The sequence below is a fragment of the Burkholderia diffusa genome (genome assembly GCF_001718315.1).
Lineage (GTDB): Bacteria > Pseudomonadota > Gammaproteobacteria > Burkholderiales > Burkholderiaceae > Burkholderia > Burkholderia diffusa_B.
In genome coordinates this window covers 1,173,239-1,190,688 of record NZ_CP013363.1, presented here as the reverse complement: position 1 = coordinate 1,190,688, position 17,450 = coordinate 1,173,239, and the positions used below count along the sequence as shown (strand labels likewise).

Here is a 17,450-nt window from a genome sequence, read left to right as displayed (position 1 = left end):
GAATGCCGCGTGCCGCTCACTCGTTCGCCGCCTTCGCCGATGGCAGCCGCGAAATGAGCCGCAGCGACACGGTGAGCCCTTCGAGCTGGTAGTGCGGTCTCAGGAAAAATTTCGACGTGTAGTAGCCGGGGTTGTCCTCGACCTCGTCGACGACCACCTGTGCGGCCGCCAGCGGTTTGCGCGCCTTGGTTTCCTGCGACGAGTTCACGGGGTCGCCGTCGACGTAGTTCATGATCCAGTCGTTGAGCCAGCGCTCCATGTCGTCGCGCTCGCGGAACGAACCGATCTTGTCGCGCACGATGCATTTCAGGTAGTGCGCGAAGCGGCAACACGCGAACAGGTAAGGCAGGCGGCCGGACAGCCGCGCGTTCGCGGTCGCGTCGGGGTCGTGGTACTCCGCCGGCTGGTACAGCGACTGCGCGCCGATGAACGCCGCGAAATCCGAGTTCTTCCGGTGTACGAACGGCATGAAGCCGTTCTTCGCGAGCTCGGCCTCGCGGCGGTCGCTGATCGCGATCTCGGTCGGGCATTTCTGGTCGACGCCGCCGTCGTCGGTCGGGAACGTGTGGCTCGGCAGCCCTTCGACCGCCCCGCCCGACTCGACGCCGCGGATCGACGAGCACCAGCCGTACAGCTTGAACGAGCGGTTGATGTTCGCGGCCATCGCGTAAGCCGAGTTCGCCCACGTGTAGCGATCGTGATTCGCGGCGTCGGTGTCTTCCTCGAAGTCGAATTCGTCGACCGGATTGGTGCGCGCGCCGTATGGGAGCCGCGCGAGAAAGCGCGGCATCGCGAGCCCGACGTAGCGCGAATCCTCCGACTGCCGCAGGCTGCGCCAGGCCGCGTATTCGGTGTTCTGGAAGATCTTGGTGAGATCGCGCGGGTTCGACAGCTCCTGCCACGAATCCATCTGCATCAGTTCCGGCGAAGCGCCCGCGATGAACGGCGCATGCGCGGCCGCCGCGATCTTCGACAGCTCGCCGAGCATCTCGACGTCCGGCGGGCTGTGATTGAAATAGAAGTCGCCGACGAGGCAGCCGAAGGGCTCGCCGCCGAACTGCCCATATTCCTCCTCGTAAATCTTGCGGAACAGCGGGCTCTGGTCCCACGCGACGCCCTTGTAGCGCTTGAGCATCCGCGCGACCTCGTTGCGCGACGCCGGCAACGCCTTGATCTTCAGCAGCTCGTCGGTCTCGGTGTGCGTGACGAGGTAATGCAGGCCGCGCCACGCCCCTTCGAGCGTCTGGAATTCGTCGTGATGCAGGATCTGGTTGATCTGCTCGGACAGCTTCCGGTCGATCTCCACGATGATCTGCTTCACGCTGCCGTATGCGTCGGTCGTCATGCCGACCGTATGTTCGAGCGCCTGCTGCGCGAGCGTGCGCACCGCGCGCTCGACCGACTCGCGCGCCTCGGCGGTCTTCGGCTTGAACTCCTTCTGCAGCAGCGCGGCGAATTCGCCGTGTGCGACGGCCGGCTGCGCGGCGTCGCGGGCGTCGCGCGTATCTGCGCGGGACTGGACGGGGTCATTCATCGCGGGCCTCCGGTTGGGTCGCGTCGACGGCCTGTGCGTCGACGCGCGGTTCGCGCACGAGCGTCTTCAGCAGGTCGGGATCGTTGATCGCGCGCTCGATCAGCTGCTCGGCGCCGTGCTTGCCGTCCATGTACGACAGCAGGTTCGACAGCTCGGTGCGCGCATCCAGCAACCGGCGCAGCGCGTCGACGTTGCGCGCGATCGCCGCCGGCGAGAAATCGTCGATCTGTTCGAACGTCATGTCGACGTTGAGCATCCCCTCGCCGGTCAGCGTGTTCGGCACCTGGAACGCGACGCGCGGCGCGATCGATTTCATCCGCTCGTCGAAATTGTCGACGTCGATCTCGAGGAACTTGCGCTCCGGCAAATCCGGCAGCGGCTCGGCGCGCTTGCCCGCCAGGTCCGCGATGACGCCCATCACGAACGGCAGTTGCACCTTGCGCTCGGCGCCGTAGGTCTCGACGTCGTATTCGATCTGCACGCGCGGCGCCCGATTGCGCGCGATGAACTTCTGTCCGCTGCCTGCCGCCTTGGTTCTGTCCGTCATCGTCCGCTCCTTCACATCGATCAGATTGCGTGTACGTCGCCGCCGCCGGGCGGCTTGCCTCATTCGCTCCGCTCGCCGCTCAGCAGGTCCAGCTTCGGCAGACTCTCCGGAGCGAGGTCCCGGATGATTTCGTAGAAGTCGAGCGCGAGCAGCCGCTGCGCGCGCCGCAGCAGCAGCGGCGCCGGGTGGCTCGGCTCGTGCAGTTCGAAATAGCGGCACATCTTGTCGAGGCCGAGCCGCACGTCGTCGCGGCTCGCGATCTGGGCATCGCGCCAGGCCTGCCCGTTCGGCACGGCGGCCGGCGCGGACGCGCCGTGCGCGGCGCCCGACGCGCGCGGCGTTGCCGGAATCGAACCGTCCGCCGGCCGTGCCGCCGGCTCCGGCATTTCGCGCACGATGCGTTGCAACGCCTTTTCCGTGTCGCTCGCATCCGGCGACCATTCACTGCCGAGCCGGTCCGTGACGTGCGCGCGGATCGCGTCCAGCGCGCTCAGCACCGCGCGTACCGCGTCGATCGGCACGCGGCCGTCGTCGCGCGCGGTCGACAGCGCGGCGACCAGCCCCTCGCGGCTGCCTGCCGCCGGGCCGGCTGCGTCGTCGCGGCCGTCGAGCACGCGTTCGGCGTCGCGCACGCTCGGGCCGCCGTCGAACAGCGGCTGGCGCCGTGCCGCGCGCGCACATTCGTGCGCGCCGGCGACATCGGCGAGCGCGTTCATTCGCGGTGTCGGATCCGGTTCGCCATCGGCATCGAGTCGCGGATGCAAGTCGTCCCACCAGCGCTCGATCAGGCCGGCGACGAGCGCGAGCCCGTCCGCGTAGCCGGCAATGCCGTGCTGCTCGGTCCAGCTGCGCGCGAGATACGCGGCGACACGCAAATCCTTCGTCCGCTCGCTCAGCGCGAGCGCAAGGCGCTCGACCGCGCGCCAGTCGGGCGTCTCGGCCGGAATCACGGTGTCGCCGTACTGCTGTTCGGCGCGCGGTGTCGCCCGCTCCTGAAGCTGCAGGAAGTCGGCGTCGTATTCGAGGTTCGGGCCGCACGGCGTTTCGCGCGAAACGTCCGCCAGCAGCCGGCCGATCAACTCGGCGCGCGGTGTCGCTGCCGCCAGGGCGGAGGCCGGCGAGGACAATGCGGCGGCCAGCGCCGCCTGGCTCACGTCATTCGAATGCATAGTCGATGTTGACCGGTTTGCTGCCGAAGTCGATCGCCACGGTTCGGTGCAACGGCGGCAGCGAGCCGTTGCGAATCTCGATCTGGTAGACGCCCGGTGTCAGCGACACCGAGCGCAGCGGCGGGCTCGCGCCGCGACGTGCGCCGTTCACGTACACGTCGCCCCACGGACGCACGTTGAAGCGCACCTGGACGGTCTCCTGTTTCGGCGGGTGCTGCTCGGCGGCCGGCGCGTTGATCGCGGCGACGGCTGTCGCCGCTTCCGATGGCGACGCCGGCGCGGGCGCCGGTGCGGTCGCCGGCGCCGCAGCGGCCTCCGACGGCGGCACGTTGACGACGCGCTCCGATGCGTCGAGGCTGCCGGCCGGTGCGATGGTCGCACTCGAGCCGGCTTGCGACGACGTGGCGCCCGCGATGTCCGTGGCGGTCGTCGCGACTTGCGGCGCGGGAACGGCGGCCACGGCGGCGGGCGTGCTGGCCGGTGCGGCGCCCAGCGATGGTGGCGGCACCTGCGCGGACGATCCGGCCGGTAGACTTGATGGCGGCACGACGATCGGCGTCGGGCCGCGTTGCGCGAGCGTCGTGTCCGACGCGCCGACCGACGATGCCGCGCCGGCCAGGGGCTGGCTCGCGCCTGCTTCCGGTTCGCCCGCGACTTTCACGGGACGCGACAGATAGGTTGCGGCGATGCCAACGACGATCAGGGCTGCCAGCGCGCCACCCACGTAGATATTCGTGCGCCGGTTGCCAGTTGCGATGAACGATGGGCGGGGCGGCGGTGACGCACCCGGCGAGGGCGTGGATGTGGAAGCACCAGCAGCACCAGCACCAGCACCAGCACCAGCACCAGCACCAGCACCAGCACCAGCACCAGCAATCGGCACTGCCGTTCCGTTCAGGTTCCCGATATCCGTGGTGCGGCCCTGCCCGCTGTCCACCCCGGCGCTTGCCGATCGCATGCCGGCATCGTCATGCGCTTCGGTCTTCGAAGCCGCGCGGTCGTCGTGCGACGCTTCCTTCGCACGTTCCTCATCAACGTCATGCCCATCGGACCGCGCCGTTTCAGCGGAGGGCGACAATGTATTCGATACGGATGACGAAGCAGTTGAAGAAGCGGACGACGGCGATGACTCCGGCGCTCCCGCGGCCGCCATCAACGCCACGGATTCGCCGTCTTCCAGCTTGTGGCCAGCCCCGAAGGACGCGGTAGATAGCGTATCGGAAGTCCCGGGCTGGCCAGCCATCCGCTCGGGCTGCGACGACCGCACATCCGTGCTTGCGTCGTCGGATGCCGTCCCGCGCTCGCCCGCCGACGCTGCAGCGCCAACTCCGGCCGACGTCTTTCCCGTCGCCGCTGACGCCCCCGCAACATCGGAAGCCGCCTTCCCTGCTCCGCCGCCCCCGGCATCGGCCGCCGGCAGCACGACAGCCGCGCCATACCCGCCGCCCGGCCGGTCGAAATCCCGCAACCCGAGTTCCGCCGCGAACGCCGCGACCGACTCCGGCCGATCCGGGATCCGCAACTGCAACGCATGATCGATCGCCGCGAGGAACGCCGGGCTGTAGACCTCGCCGGCCGGCAACTCGCGCGACGCGAGCGGCCGGTACGTGTCCTTGATGCTGCGCACGACGGCCGCGGGCGGCAGTTCACCCGTGATCAACGCGTGCATCACCGCGCCGAGCGCGTAGAGATCCGTCCACGGCCCCTGGCTGAACGCGGGGTCGTCGGTGTACTGCTCGATCGGTGCGTAGCCGGGCTTGATCATCATCGCGCCGTCGTCGACGAGATCGCCGATCCGCTTGCGGGCCGCGCCGAAGTCGAGCAGGATCGCGCTGCCGTTCGGGCGGATCAGCACGTTGTCGAGCGCGACGTCGCGATGGAAGCACTGCGCGCGATGCAGCGTATCGAGCGCGCCGAGCAGCGCGCCGACGATGTTGCGCAACTGCGTCTCGCTCATCCGCACACCGCTGTCGAGCAGTTGCTTGAGCGTGCGCCCCTCGTAGAACGGCATCACCATGTACGCGGTGCCGTGGCTCTCCCAGAAGTGCAGCACCTTCACGAGCCCCGGATGATCGAATTGCGCGAGCAGGCGCGCCTCGTTGAGGAACGCGCCGCGTCCCGCGTCGAACGCCTGCGCGAACCGCTCGGATCGCAGCGACACCGTGTAGTCGCCGCCGCGCGTCGCGAGCATGGACGGCATGTATTCCTTGATCGCGACCGCACGCCGCAACGTGCGGTCGAACGCGCGATAGACGATGCCGAAACCGCCGATGCCCAGCACCTCGTCGAGCTGCAGCTCGCCCAGGCGATGACCAAGCGGCAGCGGCCGCACCGTGAATTCGGGCGCGTCGCCGCGGGTCGCCGTGTCGTGCTCGTTGTCTCTCGATGAAGGGTCCTTCATGTCTACCTCGCGATACTGCATCCGTATTGCCTGCATTGCCTGCTTCCGGCCGCCCGCCCGCACCGTCAGCTGCCGCCGAACAGCGTCAGGAACAGCGCGTTGTCGGGCGCGCCCGTATGCGCATGCGTGCGCAGCGGCGAACCGTCGGCGCGATTGGTCCACCAGAAGCTCGTCCCGCCGTGCGGATCGAAATAGCCGGACAGCCCGGGCCATGCGGCGAGCGCCGGCCGCTCCGGCAGCGTCGCCGGGTTCCCGTCGACGACGTCCGCCGTCAGCCCTTCGCGCGGTGCGAGCCGCACGCGGTCGAGCGCCTCCTCGAGGTCGATCGGCGCGCGCGCATGCCGGATCGCGTCGAGCAGCGCATGGCCGATCTGCCAGTAGAAGGCGTCCGCGGCGTCCGGCAGCCCGTTCCAGTAATCGGCCGCCGGCATCGGCAGCGTGACGATCACCGGGTAGTAACGCCCGACGCGGTCGCAGCTCGGCGCGAGACAGCCTGCCTGCACGCACGACGCACCGGCGCCGGTCGGCACCAGGAAATTCCAGACCGGCGCGATCGTGTAGTGCCGCGCGATCTCGTCCGGGCCGCGCTGGCGCATCGCGGCCATCCCCTGCTGAAGCCAGCGTTCCCACCACTGCGCAAGCGCATGCGGCAGCCGGCTGTTCACGAAGTCGCCGGCGCCGGGAATCTTTCCGTACCAGGCCGGGGCATCGCCATCGGCACGCGCGAGCGGCGGGAGGCGGCTCATTGCTTCGGAGGGCATGTAAAGGACTCCATCTGGGGCAACCTGAACGGATTGCGGACGCTACCCGCATTCACCTGCAGCACGAGCGGTTTGCCGTCGACGGTGAAGCGCGCGATCATCTGGTCCGAACCGCGTCCGGCCGACACGGCCGCGCGGTCGAACAACCGGTGCAGCGCCCACGGCCCGTCGGTCGTGAAGCCATCGGTCGCGCCGGCCTGCCCCGACACCTGCAGGCGCACCTGGTTGCTGCCGCGCGTGCCCGGCCAGTCCACCGCGCTCTGCACGAGCGGGCCGTGCGCATAACGGACGATCTGGCCGTCGACGTCGAGCACCATCTCCGTGAGCGACGGATCCATTTCGAGCGGCTGGATCTGCACCTTCAGTTGCGCGGTGCGTGCGCCGCCGCCGAAATAGACGTCGCGGATCACCGCGGCCTTCTCGAACGACGCAAGCATCGCGGCCGCCGCCGGATCGGCGTCCGCATTGCGGTTCGCGAAACGCCACGGGTGCGACGTCGTATCGACGATCGACTGCAGGTTCTTCTGGAAGAAATCGTCCATCAGGCCGCCCGGCGCGAACATCTGCGCGAAATCCGCCGGTGCGACGTCGCGCGACGATCCTTGCGCGAACGGATAGCGTCCCGCGATCGCCTGCCGGCAGAAATCGCCGACGTTCGCGCCGGCCCGCTGCGCGACGCTGCGCTGCTCGACGGTCGCGACGCTGCCGTTCGCGACGTTCGACAGGTCGTCAAGCACTTCGCGGAACGGCGTGGGGAGCCGGCCGGCCTGCGCGCGCAGCCGCGCGGGCGCGTCGGACGGCGGCGGCTGAGCGCCGCTGCGCAGCGCATCGTCGGTGGCCGTCAGGTACGTATAGAGTGCGTCGATCGACTTCAGCACCGCGTCGAACGCCTGCGCCTGGTCGCCGGTGCCCGGCGCGAACGCGCGCAGCCCGGCGAAGTGGCTGTCGACCACCTGCTCGGGGCTCGCGGGCGCCGCGACTGACGGATTCGCGTCGCTCGCGCGTTGCCCCGCGAAAATCTGCGACAGTGAACTGCGCGCCTCGTCGACCTTGTCCTGCGCGCGTGACGCCAGATTGCGCGCGCCGCCGGGCGCGTCGCCAAGCGCCGTGTCACGCGCGAGCGCGATCATCAGCCGGGTGAGCGGCGAATCCGCGGACGACAGCGCGCGCGCGACCTGGATGCTTTGCGCGAGCGTCGCGGTGCGCTGCAGCTTGATGTCGGCGAGATAGTCGTCCCATATCTTCAGATAGTCGTTCAGGTACAGCTGGCGGATGTCGCGCGCCCATGCGGCGGCGTCGTTCGGCCCCGGGATCTCGGACAGCCCGAGATTCAGCACCCACACCTCCTCGCGTCCGTATGCGTCGACCTCGCCTGCGAGGCGCGGCGCGAACACGTTCCGATAGCCGTTGCGCGTATACAGGCCCGGCACGCCTTCCGACAGCGGCTTTCCACCCTGGCGGCGGAACACGAGCGACGCGTCGGGCCCCACCGCGCGTGCGACGCTGAAATCGAACGCGGACGTCGCCGGTCGCAGCGTGCGGGTGAGCTGGCGATACAGCCGCTGCGAGAACGGCACCTGCCGCAACCGGTCGCGTACGTCGGCCACGAGCCGCTCGTTCATCGGATACGGCGATACGGCCACCCGGTTGCCGAACAGCGCGGCAAGATGCGCGCGCAGCGCCGAGCGCTCGGCCGGCGAGAAATCGGGCGGCAGCGAGCGCTCCATTTCCAGGTCGACGACGGCCTGCACGAACGCGGGGTCGTAGTGCGCGCTGTCGTACAGCATCAGGTAGGCTTTCAGCGCCGCATACGCGTAGTCGGTTTCGTCCGGCCGGGCATCGCTCAGCGCGACCTCCATCCGGCGCGCGGCGATCGGCAGCAGCACGTCGTCGAGCGCGCGTCGGTACACGGCGTCGACGGCCTCGTCGATCTTCTCGCCCTGGAAGAGTCCCCAGCGGTACGCGAGCGGCGGATGCGAGCGGTCGACGCCGCCCGCATTCGCGAGCCCGCCGAGCGCATCGAGCACAGGCAGCAGCCGCGCGATGTCGGCCGCATCCGAGAACTTCGCGCCGGCGATCTGCGCATCGACGGCGGGCACCTGCTGCGCGATCCGGTCGAGATACGCGCGATTGTTCGCATAGCTGCGCAGCCACGCAGCCAGCACGACCACGCACACGACCGCGAGCAGCGCATAGCCGGCGATCTGCAGCACGCGCCGCTGCTGGTGCCAGCGCAGGTCGCTGCCGGCGAGCGCGGCTTCGCGGAAGATGTGCTCCTGCAACAGCGACTTCAGAAAGAAGCTGCGCCCGGTCGAGCCGACCTGGGCTACCGGCGGCACGCCTTCGATCTTCAGGAAGCGCTTGATGCCGCTCATCACGCGGTCGAACGCGGTGCCCTCCTGCGTGCCGCTCGTCAGATACACGCCGCGCAGCATCGGCATCGGCTCGAAGCTCGACACGGAAAACACTTCGGCGACGAACTGGCCGAGCATGTCCTGCAAGTCGGCAACCTGCTGCGGCAGCAGGTACGCCATCTCGCGCTGGCGCGCATCGGTCTGCGTCGCGAGCAACTCGGGCAGCCCGTCGTTCAGCCGCTGGTGCAGCAGCCGATACTCGCGGTCGAACGCGGCGCGCAGGTCGAAGCCCGGCGCCTCGCTCTGCGCGAGCGGGAACGTGAAACCCCACACCTGCGCGCATTCCGCGCGGCCGAAGCCGCCGAAATACTCGGCGAAGCCTGCCAGCAAGTCGGCTTTGGTCACGAGCAGGTAGACGGGAAACCGGATGCCGAGCTGGGCGCGCAGCTCGAGCAGCCGCTTGCGCAGCACCATCGCGTGCTGTGTGCGCTCGGCTTCCGACGCGCCGACCAGATCGGCCACGCTGATCGTCAACATCGCGCCGTTCAGCGGCTGGCGCGTGCGGTACTTCTTCAGCAGCTCGACGAAGCCTTTCCACTCGGCTTCGTCGAGTGCGCGGTTGCCCTCGTGGGTCGTGTAGCGGCCGGCCGTGTCGATCAGCACCGCATCGTTCGTGAACCACCAGTCGCAGTGCCGCGTGCCGCCCACGCCGCGAATCGCGGCACGGCCGAATTGCTCGGCGAGCGGAAAACTGAGCCCGGAATTGACGAGCGCGGTCGTCTTGCCCGAGCCCGGCGCGCCGATGAACACATACCACGGGAGCTGATACAGATACTGGCGCGACATCCGGTCGAACCAGCGCGCCAGCCCCTTGCGCGCGGCGTCCGCCTGCCCGAAGCGGACCTTCTTCAACAGCGCCGCCGCCTCGTCGAAGCGGCTGCGCAGTTCGTCGAGCTGCGCCTTGGCCGAATCGTCGACATTGGCCGGCCCGGGTGCGGCCTCGCGCAACTGGTTCAGCAACTGCGCGTTCAGACGGCTCGCGTGCCAGCTTCGCCACGCCACGCGGGCGCCCCACGCGGCGAACAGCACCGCGATCGTCACCGCGCGCGCCCAGCCGCTCTCCAGCGGCCGGACCTCGGCGAATGCGAACAGCGGCCCGGCGAGCCACACGAAGCATGCGAGCACGACAAGACCGGCGAAGGTCCAGATCTCCCGCGACGGCAACGGCCGGACGAAACGCGCGACAGCCTGGTTCATGTCAGTGCGCTCCCTGTGTCGCGCCGGCGGCGGCACTGCCGGGCGCCGGCAGCAGCGTGATCTCGACGCGCCGGTTCAGCGCGCGGTTCGCTGGCGTATCGTTCGGCGCGACAGGGTCGAGCGTGCCGCGCCCCTCGGCCGTGAGCCGCTCCGGATGGTCGAGGCGCGCGGCGATCATCCCGCGCACGGCCTCGGCGCGCTCGCGCGACAAATCCCAGTTCGACGCGAAGCGTGCCGTGTGCACGGGCGTGTCGTCGGTGTAGCCGGTCACGCGCACGTTGCCGGGCACCTGGTTCAGCGCATCCGCGACGCGCGCGAGCACCGGCGCGTAACGGTCGATCACCGACGTCGAACCGGACTTGAACAGCCCGTCGCCGCGCAGCACGATCACGCTGCGATCGGCGTCGTCGCGCACCGACACGAGGCCGGCCGCGATCTCGGGCGCCAGGAACTTCGCGACGCGCGGCACCGGCGCCGGGCGCGGCGGCGCCTGAGCAGGCTGCAGCTTCGGCACGTGCAGCGCGTCGATCGATGCGAACAGCCGGTCCGAATGTCCGGCCAGCGCGATGCGCAGCCCGACGAACACGCCGAAGCCGATCAGCAGCGCGAGCGCCACGCAGACCCATAGCGGCACGACGAAGCGACGCGACACGTCGCGCGTGACGACGTCGCGCCAGTGCGGCGACAGCGCGGGCTCGAATTCGCCGCGCACCGAGCGGATCGTATGAGCCAGTTGCCAGCGCAACGCGTCGAGCTCCGCATGACCGTTGTCCAGCACCCGATAGCGGCCCTCGAAACCGAGCGCGAGACAGAAATACAGCAGCTCCAGCAGGTCGAGGTGCTGGCGCGGCTGCTGGGACAGGCGTTCGAGCAGGTGGAAGAACTTCTCGCCGCCCCAGGTTTCGTTGTGGAACGACACGAGCAGGCTGTGCGACGACCACACGCTGCCGCCCCAAGGCGTCAGCGCGGCTGCTTCGTCGAGCGCCGTGCACAGGCAGTAGCGCGCGCCGATGATCGCCTCCGACGGCACGCCGGCTTCCTGCGCGCGCGCCTCGAACTGGCGGATCTCGACGACGAGATGCTCGCGCAGCCACGCCGGATTCGGATGATGGACGGTCGAGCGGATCTGCGGCACGAGATTGAGCAGCGGGTTCGCGGCCGCGACGAGCGGGTTCGTGCCGCTCGCGGCCCAGCGGCCGGGGCGCGGCTGCTGGGCCATCGGCCCGGCCGCGCCGGACGCGGCAGGCGGATGCATGCCGCCCGGATTCGGCGGCACGAATCCGCCTGCGCCGGCGGAAATCGAATCGGAGGAAGAATTCATCGCGCTGCCCCGCCCTCACCCGCGAATCGCCCAGAATTCCATCGAGAGCCCCGGGAATTCGCCGGCGAAATGAAATGCGAGACCGCCGGAGCGCGCCAGCTGCTTCCACAGTTCGCTGCCCTTGTCGATCTCGAAGTACGTATGCCCCGCGTGATACGGGATCTGGCGCGGCGCGACCGGCAGCTGGCGCATCGTGATGCCCGGCAGCTGCAACTGCACCAGGTCGCGGATCCGCTCGACCGGGCCGAGCTTCGCCTGTGCGGGAAACCGCGCGCGCAGGCTGTCGGCCGGCACGTCCGCGCGCACCGCCAGCACGAAGCCGGCCGTGTCGCGCAGCGCGGGATCGGCGAGCGTCGCGACCCGGATGCCGTTGCCCGCATCGCGCAGCTCGATCTGGATCGCGTTTTGCTCCAGCACCGTCGACAGCGACCGGCGCAACTCCGTCATCAATTCGGCGAAACTCGTGCGCAGGTCGTCGTGCACGTACACGGCGAGCGATTGCGGGCGCCGGCCAGCGGCCGTGAACGTGCTCAGGTCGCATGCGAGCTTCAGCCAGTCGCGGAACAGCGCCTCCGGATGCGTCGCGACGTCCTGCTGCGCGTGCCAGGTCAGCGCCAGATAGCGGTTCACGAGTTGCAGCAGCAGGAAATCGGCGACTTCCGATACGCCGCCGCGCCCCGGTTCCGACAGGCGCTCGGCCAGCGCGTCGCTGCGCTGCGTCAGCAGTCCGTGCAGTTCGCGCGTGTACGCGAGCAACGCCGCGTCGCGCTGCGCGACCAGGCGCGGCGGAATGTAGCCGTCGTCGACGATCAGCCGTGCGTCGGTGCGCCGCTCGACGATCCGCACGACACCGAGCGCATGCCAGTCGCCGGTGAGCTCGGCGTCGAGCATCAGCCGGACGTTCAGGCGCCCCGTTTGCAGCAGTGCGGGGCCGAGCGCGACCGCGTTCGCATCGGCCACTTCGTATTCGCGAACGACATAGCGCGCGACGTCCGCATTGCCGTTGCTGTCCGCGTCCGCGCCGAACGACACCTCCTCGCCGCCCCCGCGCCACAGCGGCAGCGCGAGCACGACGAGCTGGTCTTTCGCATCGGGCGGCACATCGAGCGGCGCGGGCAGATCGTCGGGATGCGACAGGTCGAACGGCGTGCCATCGCGCATCACGCCCGCGGCCGCGCGCAGCGCGACCTTGCCGAGCGCGAGTTGCTCCCGGTCGATCTCGAGCGTGTCGAAGCCCCAGTAGAACCCCTGCAGCGGCAGGCAGCGCAGCGCGACGTAGCGCTCCCAGTGCCGTTCGAGCTGCTGGAAATGCTGCGGGCGCAGGAACATTCCCTCGGTCCACACCACGCGCTGGCGCAGTGCGGCGACGGGCGTCGCGGACATCGTCGGTTCAGTCATGGGCGCCCCCGCGTATCGTTCAGCGCGAGACCGCCGTTCCTGACCGCGATCGACAGCTTCAGCTCGCCGGGCGACGTCTGCCAGAACTTGTAGATGTTGAGCTGTTTCGCGCGTGGCAACGGCACCGTCAGGCGCCAGCGGTTCTTGTCGAGCATCCGGTATTCGGCGATCAAGCCGATCGCGCCGGCCTCGACGTTGCCGCGGTAATGCAGCGTGCGCGACTCCCCCGGGCGCAGGATCACGCGATCGGCGCCGAGCAGGTCCGCGCCGAGAATGTTCTCGGGCTTGTCCTGGAGCGAGAAGAAATCAGCGCCGTCGAACGCGGACGCCGCGCGCAGCTGGAACACCTTCAGCACGATCGGCGAAGGCCTGCGGTTGAGGTCCGGATTGACGTCGGGCGCCACGTCGACCGTGATCGCATACGGCACCGCGGCGGCGCGCTCGGTGGCGCCGCATCCGGGCAACAGCAATGCACATCCCAATACGATGAACCCGCTCGACCGCCAGCGCATATTTCATCCTCGCAGCGCAATAATTCCCCCATCGATTTCCGCACGTGAAATCGACGCTCGAATTAAAAAGGGGACAATTAATTGACCGGTAATTATGTGGCTTGCATATCCTTCCGCTCAAATTTGATTCGGCAATTTATTCTTGTAAAAAGACGGGTCAAATCGCCAATTACGGGACGGGATCGAAATTGGGGGGATGGCGATGGATTGAATTGATCTCTGTCATTTTGAAAAGGCGAGTTAATCCGACCGGTTCGCCGCGGCGGCCCGGTTCTATTGCATGGAAACTTGCTGTATGGACGCTGAACCCAAGCCGGACGGCCGTCGGCGGTGGGTGGCCACGCCCTGGGGGTCGTGTCGCGCTGTTTGCGCTGTCCGAACGCAGCGCCGGCTTTTCCGATCATTGATCGGCGCCGGGCAAACAACTGACGAATCCCAAAAGCACAGCGAACTATAGAATCGATTTTATGGATTAACAAGTCGAAAACCGGCAATCGATTTGAGCGATAACTCGAACGCAATTTGCCAAATGAAACAAAACGTAACGGCAACATCAACCGGCATGATTGGCACTAGAATCCAACAGCGCTTGTGCGCGACCTTCCAATAACGCAAATATTTCATTTCAAAATGAAAGGCCGTTCATCGATCGGGATTTTCCTCGGTGCCTTGTTGCTGGGAATCGCCGGGTGCAGCACGTCCCCCACGCAGTCGGCGGCGCGCGCAGCGGTCGATAGCGCGCGCGCGGCGTACGGTGCAGGCGACTACGGACGCACGATCGCGATCCTGAACCGAGCGAAGGAGATCGACGGGGCCGATACCGACACGCAGGTCGCCGCGCACAAGCTGCTCGCGTTCAGCTATTGCGTGACGAACCGGGTCGCGCAGTGCCGCGCCGAATTCTCGAAGATTCTCGACCTCAACCCGCGCTTCGACTTGTCCCCCGCCGAGAAGGGGCATCCGGTCTGGGGGCCCGCGTTCGAGTTCGCGCGCCGCAGACATGCGTCGTCATCCTGAACGAACCGGATTCGCCGCGAGCGCTTCCTTACCGAGCGACGTATGACATGCAACTGATCGTGATCGAACATGCCGGCGAGCCGGTCGAAAGCGACTCCTACGACGCCGTCGTGTTCCACCCGCCCGGCGGCACGATCGGCCGGGCGACCGACAACCATCTCGTGCTGCGCGACGACACGCGGCAGATTTCCCGACTGCAGGCCCTGCTGCAGGTCGGTGACGATGCGTGCCTGCTGAAGAACCTGAGCAGCGTGTCGACGATCGAGGTGAACCGCGAGCCCGTCGGCTATGCACAGGAGCGCCCGCTCAATACCGGCGACATCATCCGCATCGGGCCGTACGTGCTGCGTGCCGAGCGTGACGACGACCATGACGCACGGGTCGTCGACATGCCCGCCGCTCCCAGCGCGAGCGCCGACTTGCAGGGTGCGCCGGAAACGGCCGCACACGCGCGCGTCGTCGCGAAGACGACCGGCAACCGGTTGTGGGGCCTGTTGCAGGATCGCCTCGCTCCGCGCGGCAAGGCAGCGGATGCCGGCACGCGATCCGGCGCGGCGGTGCGCGACGAGGCGGCGCAGCCCGCGAGCCGCGCCACGTCGGCGGCGCCATCGCAACGCGACCTGAATCAGTTGTCGACCGACCCGCTCGACTTGTTTGCACAGTCGTCGCCCGATATCGGTGGATCGGGCTCGGCGTTGCCGTCCGAACGCGGCAATGCGGATCGCGGCGCGGCGCCCGCGACGCAAGCCGACCATGCGCCCGAATGGACGCAGCACGTGCGTGTGCAACCGGCGACGGCGCATGCCGAGCCACGTCCCGCCGACGAGCCGGCACCGCAGGCGAACCGCCCGCCGACGCCCGATGAATTGCTGAACGCGTTCTTCGAAGGCGCCGGCCTCGATACCGCCGCCGAATCGCATCAGTGGTCGGCCGAACAGCTGTACATCGCGGGGCAGTTGCTCGCGCTGTTCGCGAACGGCACGGTCGAGCTGCTGTCGTCGCGCAGCATCCTGAAGCGGGAAGTGAAGGCGCACATGACGATGCTGCTCGATCGCGAGAACAATCCGCTGAAGCTGCTGCCGGACGGCGGAGCCGTGTTGCGCCAGATGTTCGGGCTGCCGCTGCCGGGCTTCATGTCGCCGCAAAGCGCGGTCAGCGACGCGTTCCAGGATCTGCACGCGCACCAGATCGGCATGGTCGCCGGCATGCGCGCCGCGCTGATGGATCTGCTGACGCGCTTTTCGCCGCAACGGCTGCGCGAGCGCGACGATGCGATGCGCTGGTACGAGAGGCGCGTGCCCGCGCTGTACAAGGCAAGGATGTGGGACCGCTACGCGGCGACGCATCGCGACACGGTGTTCGCGATCGAAGACGATTTCGCGTCGGTATTCGGCAAGGCGTTTCTCGCGGCGTACGACGCGGAAGTGGAAAGCTATCGCGGCAGCAACCGGCATTGAGCGGCGGACGGTCGTTCCCGGGCAAAGCCGACTGCCAACGACGCAGAAACGACAAGGCCGGGCAGAACGCCCGGCCTTCGCAAACGCTGCGCCGCGTGCGCACCGCGCGACCGCGGCATGCACGTGGCCGAATGGTCGTCAGACCGCCATCACCGTCACCGACTTCGTGACGAGGTACGGCTCCAGCGCTTCCGGTCCGCCTTCCGACCCGTAGCCCGAATCCTTCACGCCGCCGAACGGCATTTCCGGCCACGGCGTCGCGGGCTGGTTGATCCACAGCATCCCGACTTCGAGGCGCTGCGTCAGCAGGTGCACGTTCGCGAACGAACGCGTGAACGCGTAGCCGGCCAGCCCGAACGGCAGCCGGTTCGCTTCGGCGATCGCGTCCTCGAGCTTGTCGAAGCCGCGGATCGCCGCGACCGGGCCGAACGGCTCGTTGTTGAACACGTCTGCCTCGAGCGGCACGTTCGCGATCACCGTCGGCGCGAAGAAGTTGCCTTCCGAGCCGATCCGCTCACCGCCGGTCTCGATGCTCGCGCCGACCTTGCGTGCGTTCTCGACGACCGACGCCATCGCGGTCAGCCGGCGCGGGTTCGCCAGTGCGCCGAGCGTGGTGCCTTCCTCGAGGCCGTTGCCGACCTTCAGCCCCTGCGCATGCTGGACCAGCGCGCGCGTGAATTCGTCGCGAATGCTGTTGTGCACGAGGAAACGCGTCGGCGAAATGCATACCTGGCCGGCGTTGCGGAACTTCGCGCCACCGGCGGCCTTCACCGCCAGCGCGACATCCGCGTCCTCGGCGACGATCACCGGCGCGTGGCCGCCCAGTTCCATCGTCGCGCGCTTCATGTGCTGGCCCGCGAGCGCCGCGAGTTGCTTGCCGACCGGCGTCGAACCCGTGAACGTCACCTTGCGGATCACCGGGTGCGGAATCAGGTACGACGAGATTTCCGCCGGATCGCCGTACACGAGACCGATGACCCCGGCCGGCACGCCCGCGTCGACGAACGCGCGCAGCAGCGCGGCCGGCGACGCCGGGGTTTCTTCCGGCGCCTTCACGAGGAACGAGCAGCCGGTCGCGAGCGCGGCGCTCAGCTTGCGCACGACCTGGTTGACCGGGAAATTCCACGGCGTGAACGCCGCGACCGGACCGACCGGCTCCTTCACGACGATCTGCTGCGCGCCCAGATTGCGCGGCGGGACGATCCGGCCGTACACGCGGCGGCCTTCGTCCGCGAACCATTCGATGATGTCGGCTGCCGACAGCACTTCGACACGCGCTTCCGTCAGCGGCTTGCCCTGCTCCTGCGTCATCAGCTGCGCGATCGCGTCGGCGCGCTCGCGCACCAGCGCGGCCGCCTTGCGCATCGTCGCCGCGCGCTCATGCGCGGGCACCTTGCGCCATGCTTCGAAACCGCGCTGCGCTGCAGCCAGCGCGCGGTCGAGATCGGCGATGCCCGCGTGGGCCACCTTGCCGATCGTCTTGCCCGTCGCCGGGTTCACGACGTCGATCGTCTTGCCGCTCGCGGCGTCGACCCACTCGCCGTCGATCAGCAGTTGTGTATCCGTATAAGTCACGTTAGCCATCCAGACACCCCAGTTTTGCGTCGATAAAACGCGCGCTGCCGCGAACGGCCGCGCGCCGGTTGACAGAAAGCACTGCGTTGCCGGGGCGCCCCGCACCCGGCATCGTTCGGCGACGCGCACACGGCACGCATGCGCGTC

The 17,450-nt window shown here is 68.5% G+C and carries 12 protein-coding genes; 2 read left to right on the top strand and 10 right to left on the bottom strand.

Translation table 11 applies throughout. From position 1 onward, the window contains the following. Window positions 1-16: 16 nt before the first annotated feature. The 9 genes from tssC to tssJ form a co-directional block, all read right to left on the bottom strand. A complete protein-coding gene (gene tssC / locus WI26_RS20670; protein WP_069227002.1) occupies window positions 17-1,534 on the bottom strand; it encodes a type VI secretion system contractile sheath large subunit in 1,518 nt (505 codons plus the stop codon). Beyond that, window positions 1,527-2,081 carry a type VI secretion system contractile sheath small subunit gene (gene tssB, locus WI26_RS20665; RefSeq protein WP_059468079.1) on the bottom strand — a complete coding sequence of 185 codons (555 nt, stop codon included), beginning with the start codon at window positions 2,079-2,081 and terminating at the stop codon, window positions 1,527-1,529. Before tssB ends, tssC begins: the two co-directional genes overlap by 8 nt. 59 nt (window positions 2,082-2,140) lie before the next feature. Beyond that, window positions 2,141-3,250 (bottom strand): type VI secretion system protein TssA, encoded by a 1,110-nt coding sequence (gene tssA, locus WI26_RS20660; RefSeq protein WP_081334306.1) that lies wholly within the window; start codon window positions 3,248-3,250, stop codon window positions 2,141-2,143. Next, on the bottom strand, window positions 3,237-5,651 hold the full coding sequence (locus WI26_RS20655) for a serine/threonine-protein kinase (RefSeq protein WP_069227001.1): 2,415 nt from the start codon (window positions 5,649-5,651) through the stop codon (window positions 3,237-3,239). The genes tssA and WI26_RS20655 overlap by 14 nt, the downstream gene beginning before the upstream one ends. 65 nt (window positions 5,652-5,716) lie before the next feature. Continuing rightward, window positions 5,717-6,412 carry a type VI secretion system-associated protein TagF gene (gene tagF, locus WI26_RS20650; RefSeq protein WP_081334305.1) on the bottom strand — a complete coding sequence of 232 codons (696 nt, stop codon included), beginning with the start codon at window positions 6,410-6,412 and terminating at the stop codon, window positions 5,717-5,719. Further along, the gene (tssM, locus tag WI26_RS20645) at window positions 6,394-10,023 is read right to left on the bottom strand and encodes a type VI secretion system membrane subunit TssM (RefSeq protein WP_069226999.1); all 3,630 of its coding nucleotides are present in this window, start codon (window positions 10,021-10,023) and stop codon (window positions 6,394-6,396) included. The genes tagF and tssM overlap by 19 nt, the downstream gene beginning before the upstream one ends. A gap of 1 nt (window position 10,024) precedes the next feature. Then, entirely contained in the window at window positions 10,025-11,344 is a 1,320-nt protein-coding gene (locus tag WI26_RS20640; protein ID WP_069226998.1) for a DotU family type VI secretion system protein, read from the bottom strand. A 15-nt stretch (window positions 11,345-11,359) separates the two neighbouring features. Then, window positions 11,360-12,742, bottom strand: a complete 1,383-nt coding sequence (gene tssK, locus WI26_RS20635; protein ID WP_059595515.1) for a type VI secretion system baseplate subunit TssK — start codon at window positions 12,740-12,742, stop codon at window positions 11,360-11,362. Further along, on the bottom strand, window positions 12,739-13,254 hold the full coding sequence (tssJ, locus tag WI26_RS20630) for a type VI secretion system lipoprotein TssJ (RefSeq protein WP_069226997.1): 516 nt from the start codon (window positions 13,252-13,254) through the stop codon (window positions 12,739-12,741). Before tssJ ends, tssK begins: the two co-directional genes overlap by 4 nt. Before the next feature lie 630 nt (window positions 13,255-13,884). On the opposite strand from tssJ, the gene WI26_RS20625 reads away from it, so the two are divergent. Both WI26_RS20625 and tagH read left to right on the top strand, forming a co-directional pair. Further along, window positions 13,885-14,271: a TssQ family T6SS-associated lipoprotein gene (locus WI26_RS20625; RefSeq protein WP_069226996.1), complete on the top strand. Its 387-nt coding sequence runs from the start codon at window positions 13,885-13,887 to the stop codon at window positions 14,269-14,271. Between the two features lie 47 nt (window positions 14,272-14,318). Then, a complete protein-coding gene (gene tagH, locus WI26_RS20620; protein ID WP_069226995.1) occupies window positions 14,319-15,728 on the top strand; it encodes a type VI secretion system-associated FHA domain protein TagH in 1,410 nt (469 codons plus the stop codon). A gap of 138 nt (window positions 15,729-15,866) precedes the next feature. Here tagH and WI26_RS20615 read toward each other — a convergent pair whose 3' ends face one another. Beyond that, window positions 15,867-17,312, bottom strand: coding sequence for an NAD-dependent succinate-semialdehyde dehydrogenase (locus tag WI26_RS20615; RefSeq protein ID WP_059467969.1), 1,446 nt, complete (start codon window positions 17,310-17,312; stop codon window positions 15,867-15,869). Window positions 17,313-17,450 lie beyond the last annotated feature (138 nt).